General features: G+C 39.8%; 11 protein-coding genes. 2 read left to right on the top strand and 9 right to left on the bottom strand.

Going from position 1 to position 12,686, the window contains the following annotated elements; translation table 11 throughout:
• Window positions 1-231: 231 nt before the first annotated feature.
• The 6 genes from AC3B6D_RS05425 to AC3B6D_RS05400 all read right to left on the bottom strand — a co-directional run bounded on the left by AC3B6D_RS05425 (window position 232) and on the right by AC3B6D_RS05400 (window position 4,952).
• A complete protein-coding gene (locus AC3B6D_RS05425; RefSeq protein WP_489756680.1) occupies window positions 232-765 on the bottom strand; it encodes a TetR/AcrR family transcriptional regulator in 534 nt (177 codons plus the stop codon).
• Between the two features lie 181 nt (window positions 766-946).
• Window positions 947-1,654 carry an MgtC/SapB family protein gene (locus AC3B6D_RS05420; RefSeq protein ID WP_489756681.1) on the bottom strand — a complete coding sequence of 236 codons (708 nt, stop codon included), beginning with the start codon at window positions 1,652-1,654 and terminating at the stop codon, window positions 947-949.
• 150 nt (window positions 1,655-1,804) lie between these two features.
• Window positions 1,805-2,017: a DUF2922 domain-containing protein gene (locus AC3B6D_RS05415; protein WP_489775107.1), complete on the bottom strand. Its 213-nt coding sequence runs from the start codon at window positions 2,015-2,017 to the stop codon at window positions 1,805-1,807.
• A gap of 11 nt (window positions 2,018-2,028) precedes the next feature.
• A complete protein-coding gene (locus AC3B6D_RS05410) occupies window positions 2,029-2,247 on the bottom strand; it encodes a DUF1659 domain-containing protein (RefSeq protein ID WP_489756683.1) in 219 nt (72 codons plus the stop codon).
• Between the two features lie 300 nt (window positions 2,248-2,547).
• Window positions 2,548-4,227 carry a hypothetical protein gene (locus AC3B6D_RS05405; protein WP_489775106.1) on the bottom strand — a complete coding sequence of 560 codons (1,680 nt, stop codon included), beginning with the start codon at window positions 4,225-4,227 and terminating at the stop codon, window positions 2,548-2,550.
• Window positions 4,227-4,952: a MucBP domain-containing protein gene (locus AC3B6D_RS05400; protein WP_489775105.1), complete on the bottom strand. Its 726-nt coding sequence runs from the start codon at window positions 4,950-4,952 to the stop codon at window positions 4,227-4,229. Before AC3B6D_RS05400 ends, AC3B6D_RS05405 begins: the two co-directional genes overlap by 1 nt.
• 341 nt (window positions 4,953-5,293) lie before the next feature.
• On the opposite strand from AC3B6D_RS05400, the gene AC3B6D_RS05395 reads away from it, so the two are divergent.
• Entirely contained in the window at window positions 5,294-6,166 is an 873-nt protein-coding gene (locus AC3B6D_RS05395; protein WP_489756686.1) for a hypothetical protein, read from the top strand.
• A 109-nt stretch (window positions 6,167-6,275) separates the two neighbouring features.
• On the opposite strand, the gene AC3B6D_RS05390 is transcribed toward AC3B6D_RS05395, so the two are convergent.
• Both AC3B6D_RS05390 and AC3B6D_RS05385 read right to left on the bottom strand, forming a co-directional pair.
• Window positions 6,276-7,454 carry an NADH-dependent flavin oxidoreductase gene (locus tag AC3B6D_RS05390; protein ID WP_489775104.1) on the bottom strand — a complete coding sequence of 393 codons (1,179 nt, stop codon included), beginning with the start codon at window positions 7,452-7,454 and terminating at the stop codon, window positions 6,276-6,278.
• Window positions 7,455-7,539: 85 nt separating this feature from the next.
• Window positions 7,540-7,914, bottom strand: coding sequence for a winged helix-turn-helix transcriptional regulator (locus AC3B6D_RS05385; RefSeq protein ID WP_489756688.1), 375 nt, complete (start codon window positions 7,912-7,914; stop codon window positions 7,540-7,542).
• A 291-nt stretch (window positions 7,915-8,205) separates the two neighbouring features.
• On the opposite strand from AC3B6D_RS05385, the gene AC3B6D_RS05380 reads away from it, so the two are divergent.
• A complete protein-coding gene (locus AC3B6D_RS05380) occupies window positions 8,206-10,761 on the top strand; it encodes a hypothetical protein (protein ID WP_489775103.1) in 2,556 nt (851 codons plus the stop codon).
• Here AC3B6D_RS05380 and AC3B6D_RS05375 read toward each other — a convergent pair.
• Entirely contained in the window at window positions 10,758-12,680 is a 1,923-nt protein-coding gene (locus tag AC3B6D_RS05375; protein WP_489775312.1) for a copper-translocating P-type ATPase, read from the bottom strand. The genes AC3B6D_RS05380 and AC3B6D_RS05375 overlap by 4 nt on opposite strands.
• Window positions 12,681-12,686: the final 6 nt, after the last annotated feature.

Raw genomic sequence — 12,686 nt, 5'->3', positions numbered from 1 at the left:
TCAAACAATTGACAAAAATAAATTACGTTAAAACTGACTTTTCATTGTTTAACGATTGGAAAATTCCATTTGTTTATCGGCAAATAAACAAAAAAAGATACGCGCTTTTTACATTAGCACAATTAAATTCAAAATCCAACTCAAAAAATTGTGACAAATGCAACAAACACATATCTTGTTAATTAATTTTAATTTATTTTTTATTTAAATAAGAAACGTTCATTCAGCTAACTAATCATGACCTAATTGCGCTAATTCTTTACTTAATTGCTCCACTGGCGTTTGCATATCTTCTTTAAACCACATCTTCACCGCCGCTAATGTGCCAAAGATGATATAAGTCACTTGAAAATTGCTTAACTCATTGCCCTGCAAGCTACTAATCTGGTTCGCCAAGCGTGCTAAATCCCTTTCAAATTTTTCTGAAACGCTAGAATTGATCAAGATCAAACTGCGCTTCGGGTAACGCTTGATATAATTAAAAAAGCGCACGTAATAGTCATACATTGTTAACGGTTGATTATGATTATCCACTAATTGCGTTTGAATAAAGTTATCAATGATCGCAATCATCTCTTGTTCCATTGCTTCCAACACTTCGCTAGTATTGCGATAATATATGTAAAAAGTTGAACGATTGATGCCCGCTTTTTCACATAACTTCTTCACAGTAATTGTCATTAAATCACTATGTTGTAATAGTTCAATTAACGACGTTTCAATTGCTTTTTTTGTATATTCCACACGCCGATCTTGTGTCCTCATTTACTCTATAATCCCCTTAATTGCCAACAGATTGCTTCCCATTCAGCATTCAACTGGACTAGTAACTACTTTCATCCAGTTGTCGAATCCACCAAGTATCTAGCTAAACACTACTATTAGCTAAATTGTTCTTAGATTCCTGATTTTTCAACTACCTTTTTGCAAAATTTCCTATTACTTGTTAAACACTAATTGTTTTGATTGACATTACATTAGAATTCATTGAAATATCTTCAATGATATCAGAATAATTCATTTTACTAGGAATTTCAATCTCATATACATTAGTGTAAATGTGCTCGTCAGCATCTGCTTGTTGCACGTTAAAATTAACATCACGCACCGTAATATTATGCTGATTAAAATACTCCTGAATAAACTCTTTGGTTTCTTTCTTGTGATGATACTGTATCATAATTTTCTTAACGGGTGTAATATGCAAAACACGTTTTAAAAAGCCTAACACAATAAAGACCACAATCGTGCCCGCAATGGCAATATCATAATTCCCCATTCCAATTGCCAAGCCTAAACCAGCAACCGTCCACAAACTAGCTGCAGTGGTTAAACCACGTACTGTATGATGATGCACCAAAATTGTCCCAGCACCTAAAAAACCAACCCCACTAACTACCTGCGCAATCAAACGCGCATCATCAGCGCGTAACACGCCCGCATAATGCGGATATCTAGCTGCCATGTTCAAAGCATTAAACCCAATCTCTTTTTGCATCATTGCAATTATACAAGCCCCAACACAAACTAAAATATGCGTTCGCACACCAGCGGAATGATTTTTTTGCTGGCGATTATAACCAATTAACCCCGCACAAAGCACTGCTAGCAGTAACCGCAAGATGATTTCGGTTAAAGGTAAATGTAAATCCATACGATTCTTCCTTTCTTCTATAAAATTTAGGTACAATGCTTTTAATTATACTCATTTTAACTGTGAATTTAAAATATTTATTATCGATTACATAAAAAAACGCTTTGCAAATTTTTTCTTTTGCAAAGCGTTCAGTTTAAACTTATTGATTTAAAACAACGGTGTTTCGATTGTTTCGACATATTCAGCCGTCGCCGGTTGATGGTAAAGATCCACACCATCTTTTTGACATAACTGTGCTTGGGCAATCTGTTGCATTTGACTTAACACAACTTGTGAAGTCAAATCTTGGGCCACATTCTTCAAAGTCAAAGAAACAATCTTACCTTCTTGGGTAGTGAAATTCATTTTTAATGCTTTCATCTGCTAACCTCCTAATTTGCCTGATCAAAAATTAATTGCGAATGGACTGTTAAAGCGGCATCAATTAAACTTGCCCCTGGATTTAAGGCCGCTAACGCCCGACCGACGGTTGCGATTTGGTCATCACTCGGATCAGCAATCACATTCGTTAAATTTTGTTTGAATTGTTGATCACCATTACTTAAGTTAAAAACGAGACTACTATCTTGCCAATTACGTTGTTCTGCCATATTAATTCTCCTCCCTATTAATAGCAGTGGTTACCGGCCGGTAATTACTTGCTACACTATTAATAACGTTTCACCAAATAAAAACGGAACCAAATTAGTCAAAAGAATTTCCTTTTTGTAAAATTTATTCTATAATGTAAAAGGTAGTTATCTTATAGCTTCATAATTTTGGTTTCTAACTCGAAATTTTCATCAATAAAAAAGCCTACTTCAATAAGTAGACTTTTTTTATTGATGAAAATTATTGTTTGATTCCACCATTATAATAGTGGATTAGCTAGCTTTCTCGCGCAGCTGTCGTTACTGGCGATCTCTTGTCACATCAATATGAATACAATTAACCATTACAAAAATCAATAATACTAAACATGAGACTTTAAAGCTCCACCGGTCAACTTTAGTTGGTTGATAAGTTACTGTCACTTGATTAGTGCGTCTAGTGGTCTGGACTGTCAATAATCCGTGTGTTGAACCATACGCAGGCACCAAATGCTGGTTAAGTCGCACTTGATACAATGGTCCATAATAAATTAGCGGTAATTGTACTTGTGCAGTTTTCGGTTTCGTTTGAAAATGATACGTTAATTGATTTAACCCACCAACTGGGTGAAATAACTTTTTCTGATCATTCACGTATCCTTGCCCCCAAGGTAACATCTTAATGACCCTTTGTGCGGATTTAGGATAATAATCATTCGGAATTGGATTGTCAGCGTACTGAGCAAAATTAGCATCCGTTAAATTAATTTTATCCCAATTAAAACGGTAATTAACTACTTTTTGCATAGAATTTAAAGTGGCACCACAACTGAGTAGCAACACCAACGCAGTCATCACTAAGCGCCCGTTACGGGCCGTGATTTGTCCACATGCTTGTGCGGTACACCAAGTAATGCCGAGAGTATAAAATAAATTCAAGCGAAAAGGAAATTGCAACGTATTAATCACCGAATTTTTAAATAAGAACCAAGGAAAGCTCGGCGTCGTTAGCCAAAAGCTCACTAAGCTTAATGCAAAAATCACTTTCCAAGCGCGGGATAATTGGCGCCAACGCACAATTAGATACAGCAGTAGTAGCAAACTCAGGCCGAAAATAACAGGACCCGCGGTATGAGCCGGAAAGGTTAAATTATGCCATAAGGCCACTTTTTGCGTTTCCCAAGAATAAGCCTTCATTTGGGCAGGAGCTACTTGCGTGGCTTTTAAACCACTGGGGGTCATTAAATAATGCTGGATAAATGGTCCCCAATACCAAACGCTTAGCCCCAAAGTCCATAGCGTCGCCTTGAGATAAGTTTTGGTTTGTGCCCAACCAAGCGTACGCCGGATTACTAGTCCGACATACCAAACAACCAAACTCACGATGACTAACAACGTGGTCAAGACATGGCTAAATATTAAACCCACCATTGCCAAAATTAGAGCTTTCTTGCCACCTTGTTGCCAAGCGATACAATAAAAGCTGGCAAAAGCGAGGGGCACAAACATCGTTGCCAAAAATTCGCCCAAGTCAAAGCGCGTATACAACACTTGCATGCGGTAAAAAGAAAAAGTATACAAAATGGCAAAACTGACGCTAACTAAGCGTTTTTTAGTGACCTTATAAGCCGCAAAATCACACAAAATTAAGCTCAATAAATTACAGAGTCCCACGTATACATAAAGCGCCAAGACCGGATGATGGGTTAATTTAATCAAAATCACTAGCGGATACAATAACTGCGCTGGGTAAAATAGATTCACCAAATTACCGGTTTGCCCAAAAGTATGAGTCGCTAGGTAGGGAAATTGCGTGAGCTTCACTTGTAACAATTCACTCAAGCGTGCCATATGAAAACTAAAATCGTCGCCCCAAATAAATTTGCGGTACCGAAAATAAATATAACTAAAAACTAGCCCTAAAACTAGATATAGTAAACCGATCCACCAGTTGATGAACCCTTTACTTTTAGTGGTAGTTATCGTTACGGTTGTATTCATTATTTTAAGACAACCCGATTGGCTTTAATCCAGGCGCTATCAACAATATGATAGAACAAATCTTGGCCTATTTGGATTTGCCGATCAATTTGCAACTCCGTGCCATTATCCAATAATTGCTCTGGCAAATGATTAGCCACCGACTGATTTTCATCAATTTGCCATAACGTCACTTGCATATTATCTGGAATATTTACCGTGGCAGTGGCGTTAATTTGCTGTTCACTGGGACCATAGTCTTCTTCAATTTCTGGACGCAACTCTACATCACTAGCTCGCAACCATTGGTCACTGCCAATGTTATACAAAGTGGTATCGCCAACTTGCTTTTGGCGCAAATAATTTAGATACATCTTCGACCAAGCCGTGGTGCCTAATAACGGATGGTTATTTTCATCGACCACCGGGACACTATCACCTAGCTCGCCCAACACTTCCAATTTATTGCTCATTTTACGGGTGCGTAATTTCGAAACATGAACCATCTCTTGAAACTGTTCCACTGTTTGATAGCGTAGTTCAATTTCTTGCACTTGATCGGCAATAAAGACTGGTTGTTGATCCGCTTCAACATCTAACTCTAATTTGGAAAAGTACAAATAGCCTTCAATTTGCGGGATTTCATATTCAATCACCGTTCCGACTTCACCTTGCAAAGTTTTGGCCGGCAATAATTCTTGACGTTTTAAATCTAAATACTTCACGACTGCTTGACCTTGTGTCATTAATTGGTCCTCCATTACAGTTTTTCACTATGGCAAAAGCTCAAAGTCACGACACCATCCCCAGCTAACTGAAACTGAGACAAAAAGGCTTTTCCGTCAATTGAAACGAATATTTGCTTTTTTTAGTGTCCCAATCCTTTGAATTTTTAACCTTAGTCTCTTTATTATACCAAGCACAATTTATTTGCGTGCAAGATTATGTGGGAAATCTGAAAATTTTTCCCATAATCAAAAAATTGGATTCTCGACTGCCGCCAACATCACTGCTAATTTTCAACCTTAGCTAGTTTTTCAGCCGTCTACTAAAACATGGTATAATGTGCTTATCGGAGGTTCATATCATGAAAAAATATTTAACGTCGGCTTTAATTCTAAGCGCTAGTATTTTAACCTTAACTGGCTGTCAAACCAAAGATAATAGCACCAATAGTCAGCCAGCCTATCACAATTTGATGACTAAAGCTGATCACGCCGTTCAACAGCACAATTACGCTGCAGCTGATGCCTACTATCAGGCCGCCGGTGCTGTCAAAAAAGGTGATAAACAAGCTAATACCAAGCAACGCCAAGCTCATTATCTCAAGCTGGCCCAAAGCTACCAAACTAATTATCATTTTGCAGACGCCAAAAACGCCTTAACCAAGGCCAAACAAATTGACGCTGGCTCACAAAAATTGCACACCATCGCTCAAAAGCAATTGACCAAGATTAAGCATGTGCAAGCCAAGCGCCAAAGTTTTAATCAACAACTCGAACAAATCGAGCAAGCTAATGATCACAATCAATTTAATGATGCCTACCAACAAGCAGTTAAATTGTTAAAAACCAACGAATTTCACCAAAAGTATTATAGTGATCTGTATAAGCAAACTGTTGAAATTTTATTAAATAGCTCACAAAAACTGCAACAAAAGACTGGCGCAACAACCACAAACAACAATCAGAATACCAATTCAGCTAGTCATGCCAATTCTTCTAACGCTAATAACCAACAGGCTAATAATAGTGCAGCTCCCGGCGAAACTGATATCGTTAAAAATAAAACAGCTAACGGTAAACAAATCACCGCAGCTGATATTCAAAAAGCTCGTCAAGAATTAAGTTCCCAAGGCATTCAAGAAAAAGCGGCTAGCGATAGTGATATTATCCGTGCTATTCAAAAAGCTGCCGCGGATGGTCGGAGTAAAGTCACACCGAAAGATATTGATTCCTAAATGGAATTAAACGTATGTCAAAATAAAAGAGATTGCAATTACCAAAATGCAAGTTTGTCTCATGACAAATCTGCGGTTGGTTATTCCAATCTCTTTTTTAGTCTTTAATTTATTTACGTCCTAAACCTTCCATCGGAGCTGGATGATGTAAATAATCATTAGCCGCCGTTTGATCAGTAAAATCAATCACCTGTAAAAATTCTGTTAACAAGGAGCGTTGCAAACCGCGCGGAATCTTGAGTTCATCCATTTCTGCTGGGTCTAGTTGATAGCGAATATTCTGTTCTTCACCTAACTGCACTTTATCTAGCCATAATGGTTCCCGAATTAATTCTCGACCGAGCGCCGCAAAACTCGCGCCACTCGCTAAAGCTTGATCAGCATCTTGCGGTGTCGCAATCGATCCCACTTCAATTAACGGCTTGCGCCCATTAAGCACCTGCAAAATCTTTTGGTTCAATGGCTCTAAATCCGCAGTATCATTTAAAGACGTTCGTTGATAATTACCCATCGAAGTATGAATATAATCAATTGGTTGTTGGGCCAGTTGATCAATCAACTGCAATGTATCAGCAATTTGAATACCAGGTTTTTCAATTTCTTCCGGCGAAATGCGATAACCCAAAATAAATTGCTCATTACCATAACGTTCAATTACTTGCCGAACTTCTTGGATCACTGCTAGAGGAAAATTCATACGCTTAGCTAACGAACCACCCCAATGATCTTGACGCCGATTAGAATGTGGTGAAAAGAATTGTTGTAGTAGATAAGTATTCGCACCGTGTAATTCCACACCATCAAAGCCTGCTTGAATGGCGCGCCGTGTAGCCGCACCAAAGTCTTTAATCACCGTATCAATTTCTGCTTCACTTAAAGCCCGTGGCACTTGCGAATCACTGCGCGTGGCAGCGATGGCACTAGCACTGACTGGTTGTTGACCCCGCAAAATCTTACTATTAGTCATCCGCCCAGCACTAAAAATCTGCAAAATTGCTTTCGAACCTTTGGCTTTAATGGCACTTGCTAGTTGTTGTAAACCAGGGATGAAGCGATCATCAGCGACCGATAATTCACCTTCAAAACCTTTACCCAAGTCATTAACATTTGCAACTGCGGTAATGACCATTCCTGCTCCTGAACGTTGCCGGTAATATTCAATTTCATCATTCGACACGGAACCATCATAAAAACTAGATTTCGTTGTCATTGGCGCCATGACAATGCGATTTTGAATCGTTACCCCAGGCTTCAAGTCCATTGGTTGTAAAAATAAATGTTCTGTCATCATTAACCTCCTACATATTCACATCTCTCATTATGCAAGCAGTTTTAGTTAAAACAAGTAGGCACTTTTTTGTTCCTATCATTTTTTACATTTTTTCAAACCCGGTCGGCTCTGGATGCAGTAATTCAATCTCTTGTCCTGCCTGAATTTGCCGTTGAATTAGCTTTTCTCCCCAATCTGACATCGCCAACAAAATGGTCCGCAAACTTTTGCCTTCAGCAGTTAAACAATACTTCACCTTAGGGGGTACTTGATCATAAGAACAGCGTTCAATTATCTGATCTGCTTCCAACTCTCGCAATTGTTTCGTCAATATTCGTTGTGAAATTTGCGGAATTTTCCGCCGTAGTTCACCCGTTCGTAGTGGTCCCATGCCCAAATGACATAAAATAACGGGTTTCCATTTACCACCAATCACATCAATCGTCGCTTCTACTGCTAAATTGTAACTTTTTTTCATCTTGACGATTCCTTTCTATAATTTTCAAGATGCATCTCAAAATTATAATAACTATTTTTAATAAAATGTCTAAAATGCTGGATTTTAGCTATACAATAGCAAATAACTATCTTTTTTAATTATTTTTTGAGCTAAAAATTATATTTATCGTTTTAATTGTACTAGCATAAGGTCTGAAAAGGAGATCAAGGTTTGAACTATTAGTGATTGCTGTTGGCCGCGATGACGCTGGCTTGTTAGCGGTCAGTCTTGTTTAACTGGCAGACGGCTTTGGATAAAGGAGATCTTCTTATGCGACGTTTCAAACATTGGTTATTTTGGCTAGAATTTATTAGTACCTGCTTTTGTCTCATCAGTCATCCCAACACCATTTTAGCCGATAGCATTGGTGAAGAAGATCCTAATCAAGTTGATTTTTCGGATAATGATTTAACACAACTCCCGCCAGACTTTCAACCGTTAGCTAAGCTCAACAACGCACACGAAGTTTCACCAACCAGTGCGCCTATTGCTGATGATACTTATACTTTTCGTCCCACCTTTACCCAACAAACACAAACTGATTTTACCGCCGATTCCGATACTGATGCCCAAATTTCTGAAGTATTCAATGATCCTCAAATGAATGGCAAGCCATATTTGAAATTAACTGCTCAAAATCAGGCCACTAAAATTGGCGCCACGACTACCTTTAGTCACGTTGGAACTTTTCAAGGTCAAGCTTTAGATTTGAAAATTCATTCAACTTTTAACTTGCCGGGTACTAGCAGCGAACGTTATGGCGCAATTGGAATTGCCGCCAATGATTTTTTGAATGTTCATCTCAGAGCCCGCGGAATCGGTTGGTCAGCTACTAATCAAATCCGTTTTTATAAAACTGGCACCAATCAGTTGGTCAACGTTCAAGGCTATTGGAACTTTTTAGGCATTAATAAAGCTAAAGTTTTAAATATTGATAGTGATGCCTTAGATAATCAGCAAGACCAACTTTATTATCCGGCTAACTCCACTTTCGGCTACCGCCATCTAGCTGGGCAAGCCTATCAATTCATGAGTCAGGAAAAAGCGGGCAAAATGGATAATCCGTTAACTTTGCGCTACCGCGCCACCCCCAGTACCAGTTTCACTTACAGTTTTGCTGATCCCACAGGTAATGAAGAACGGGCTTCAGTCGGGATTGATTATACTAATCAAAATTTATTTTCTTATGCGCCACCCAAACCCACCAAAACTGGGCTCACTGCAAGTGACTTTAGTGCGCCCAACAATGCACTTTATCGTGTGCAACAAAATATTCCCAATGCGACTACGGTCGCCAAAGCTTATAACAGTTTCCAAATTCAAGATCAATTAAACTCCCATTTAATCATCGATCAACAAAATACTCGCGTGGTGGACCAAAATGATCACGTCGTTTCCGGAGCTGGCAAACTATTTCACTTAACTTTTGGTCCTCATAATCAAATTATGGCCACCGCTGATCCCACAGCTTTACAAAATCTCACCGACCCCAGCCAAGCCAATTATTTTTACGATAACAAGTATGTACTCAAAATTTACGGGCAACTTGATCCTAAGCAAGCTCTCGATGATTTTCCCAGTAGCGTCGGCACTGATCAAAACACTTACTATGGTGTACCTAATACTGCTCAAGTGTTGCTGAATCAAAACGCAACTGCTACCCCACAAGCCACCGCACAAGTTCTGAGTCCTAATAATTGGTGGTATATCAAAGATCAAACTCTCTATATTCGCGATAATGCTGTGGGCCAATACGCGGGAATGCCACCTTGGAGTCCGCAAAGTTATAATGTGACACAAGTTCATTTCGGGCAAAATGTCACTTTAAATAATACCCAACAATTTTTAGCCCAGATGCCCCAATTAACCGCAGTTACTTTGCCTAGTGATCTGAATACTAGTCAAGCTACCAATTTTTCTCAATTTTTTAGTGGCGACCGTCATTTGGAACAAATCAACGGCCTAGATCATTTAAATTTCACTCAAGCCACGAATATGGCAGGGATGTTCGCGCAAACAGGCCTGGATACTTTAACTTTGCCTAGTAACTTTCAGCAAGCGATCCAAGTGACTAATTTTGATGACTTTTTGACCAATAATCCCCAGCTCACACTCTTAAATTTAGCAACTTTAAAGATGAATCCGGCAGCGACTACAGTGGACTTTTTCGCGAATGATACAGGTTTAGCCAGTTTGACTTTAGGAGCAGACAACAACTTTTTACCTAACGCACAAACTAACTTAGCTGCATTACCGCAAGATGACCAGGCGGGCAGCCTGCAAGGTAAAACCGGGAAATGGTTGCACCTTGCTAGTGAGCAAACGTATCATTCTAACGAACTCATTGCCCAATACCAAAGTGACAATCCCCAACATACAAAACAAGCTGCCACTTATATTCCCCAAGTTGGCAACTTATTATACTTGACCCAGATTCCCGCTGATTTAACTTTTGGTCCGATCATCGCTGACAGTAGTTTATTAACCAAGCAATTAAAGCCTAATCAACACCCGCAGCAAAACGTGAGTGTCACAGATTTACACGCCAGTTCGATTCAAGGTCAAAATTGGAATGTGCTCATTACTGCTACTGCCTTTACACCTTCGTCCCAATCCTTACAATTGCAGCTCAATCACCACAGCTTAACAACAGATCAACAATACGAGTTAAATCCCCGCAAGCAAACTATTCACAATCAAAAATTCACTTGGGATTTAACGGCTGATTCTCAAGCTGGTTTTACCTTGCAATATGTTCCCGCTACTTTAACAGGTGGCCATTATCAAGCGACGATTCAATATACTATTAATAATAGCCTCTATTAAGACTCAGGAGTGAAGTGCAATTTTAAAGACGTATAATTTAACAATACTGAACTGGTGACAACTGATAGCGAGCTTAAAGCCATAGCCAAGCCAGCCAAGACAGGACTTAAACTCAGCCCCCAAAAACTAAAACAACCAGCCGCAATCGGAATGCCTAACAAATTATAAATAAAGGCCCAAAATAAATTAGCCTTAATCCGCCGAAAGATTTTTTGACTCAACACTAAAGCGCGTACCACGTCTTGCAAGTCATTTTTTAATAACACAATCCCTCCAGCCGCAATCGCAACGTCCGTTCCCGAGCCCATGGCAATCCCTACATCTGCTTGGGTTAAAGCCGGAGCATCATTAATACCATCACCAATAAACGCTACCGCGTTGTGCTTTTGTAACTGGGCAATAGTTTGCGCTTTTTGTTTGGGCAACACTTGTGCAATCACTTTTTGCACTCCTACTTGCTGACCAACAGCTTGGGCAACACTGGAATTATCTCCTGTCAGCATTACAGTTTGGTAATGATGTTGTTTCAACCAGTGAAAGACTGCTTGGGCATTGGCTTTTGGTGGATCTTGTAGCGCAATCACGCCCTGAACTTGCTGGGAAGTGCCGACTAACACCAAAGTTTTGGCTTCTTGTTTTAAGTGATTGATCTCTTGTGACCACGGATTTTGGGCTTGAGTAAATAAGGCTCCACTGCCGACTAACACCGTTTGATCTTGTACATCACCCTGCAATCCTAAGCCTGGTAATGTCTTAATAGCCGTCGCTTCTAAGGGTGCTATTTGCGCTTGATGGGCTTTGGTAACAATAGCTTGCGCTAGTGGATGGTCTGACTGCTTCTCTAAAGCCGCCGCTAACTGCAATACTTGCTTGTTATTGCCTAAAACGTCAACGACACGGGGCCGTCCTTCTGTGATCGTCCCCGTTTTGTCAAAAACTAAGGTCTGCACCCGATTGACAGCTTCCAAAACAGTACCGTTTTTAATTAAAATACCCACTTTAGCGCCTAAACCAGTACCGACCATTAATGCCGTTGGCGTCGCCAAACCTAACGCACAAGGACAAGCAACGATAATCACGCTCACCGCATAAGTTAAAGCTTGCGTGACACTAGCTTTTAGTCCAACACTCCAAACCCAAAACGTCAATAACGCAACAATTAAGACGACAGGGACAAAGACATTGGAAATTCGATCCGTTAATTTTTGAATCGGTGCCCGGCTAGTTTGCGCTTGTTTCACTAAAGCAATAATTTGGGCTAAAAAAGTTTGCTCTCCCACTTTTTGGATTTGTACTTCTAGACTATTATTGCCATTAATCGTGGCCCCAATCACTTGATCACCGACAGTTTTAGTAATCGGTAAACTTTCACCCGTAACCAAAGATTCATCTATAGTTGAAGTTCCTTGAATGATTTGACCATCTAAAGGGACCTTGGCTCCCGGCTTAACTAAAACCACGTCCCCCACTTGTAAGGTGGCTAGCGGCACTTCTTGCCAGTGACCATTTTGCTGTAACAAAGCTGTCGGTGCTTGCAAGTCGAGTAACTGATCCACAGCACTAGCGGCTTTTTGTTTCATATGCTCTTCTAAGACTTGGCCTAACAAAATAAAGACCACGATAAAAGCCGCGCTCTCAAAAAAGACCGCGTGCTTCGTTAAAAGCGCATAGACACTATATAAATAAGCTGTCGCTGTCCCGATGGCAACCAACGTATCCATATTGGCATGGTGCAACTTCAATGCCGCCCAAGCACTTCGGTAAAAAGGCCCCGCCGCAAATAATAAAATAATGGTCGTGCAACCAAAGCTAAGCCAGTCAGCTCTGTCAATCATAATGTGTCCCAGCATGAGAAGCATCAAAATTAACAACGGAATTGAAAAAACTACGGCTATCACAAAGCGTTGTCTTAGATTCAACTTCAT

The organism is Bombilactobacillus sp. ESL1097, assembly GCF_058107205.1.
This window is presented reverse-complemented; position numbering and strand designations above follow the sequence as displayed.

What these genes read in the sequence shown, in the direction of transcription:
- AC3B6D_RS05425 (WP_489756680.1), bottom strand. Translation starts at nt 765, where the DNA reads ATGAGGACACAAGATCGGCGTGTGGAATATACAAAAAAAGCAATTGAA.
- AC3B6D_RS05420 (WP_489756681.1), bottom strand. Translation starts at nt 1,654, where the DNA reads ATGGATTTACATTTACCTTTAACCGAAATCATCTTGCGGTTACTGCTA.
- AC3B6D_RS05415 (WP_489775107.1), bottom strand. Translation starts at nt 2,017, where the DNA reads ATGAAAGCATTAAAAATGAATTTCACTACCCAAGAAGGTAAGATTGTT.
- AC3B6D_RS05410 (WP_489756683.1), bottom strand. Translation starts at nt 2,247, where the DNA reads ATGGCAGAACAACGTAATTGGCAAGATAGTAGTCTCGTTTTTAACTTA.
- AC3B6D_RS05405 (WP_489775106.1), bottom strand. Translation starts at nt 4,227, where the DNA reads ATGAATACAACCGTAACGATAACTACCACTAAAAGTAAAGGGTTCATC.
- AC3B6D_RS05400 (WP_489775105.1), bottom strand. Translation starts at nt 4,952, where the DNA reads ATGACACAAGGTCAAGCAGTCGTGAAGTATTTAGATTTAAAACGTCAA.
- AC3B6D_RS05395 (WP_489756686.1), top strand. Translation starts at nt 5,294, where the DNA reads ATGAAAAAATATTTAACGTCGGCTTTAATTCTAAGCGCTAGTATTTTA.
- AC3B6D_RS05390 (WP_489775104.1), bottom strand. Translation starts at nt 7,454, where the DNA reads ATGACAGAACATTTATTTTTACAACCAATGGACTTGAAGCCTGGGGTA.
- AC3B6D_RS05385 (WP_489756688.1), bottom strand. Translation starts at nt 7,914, where the DNA reads ATGAAAAAAAGTTACAATTTAGCAGTAGAAGCGACGATTGATGTGATT.
- AC3B6D_RS05380 (WP_489775103.1), top strand. Translation starts at nt 8,206, where the DNA reads ATGCGACGTTTCAAACATTGGTTATTTTGGCTAGAATTTATTAGTACC.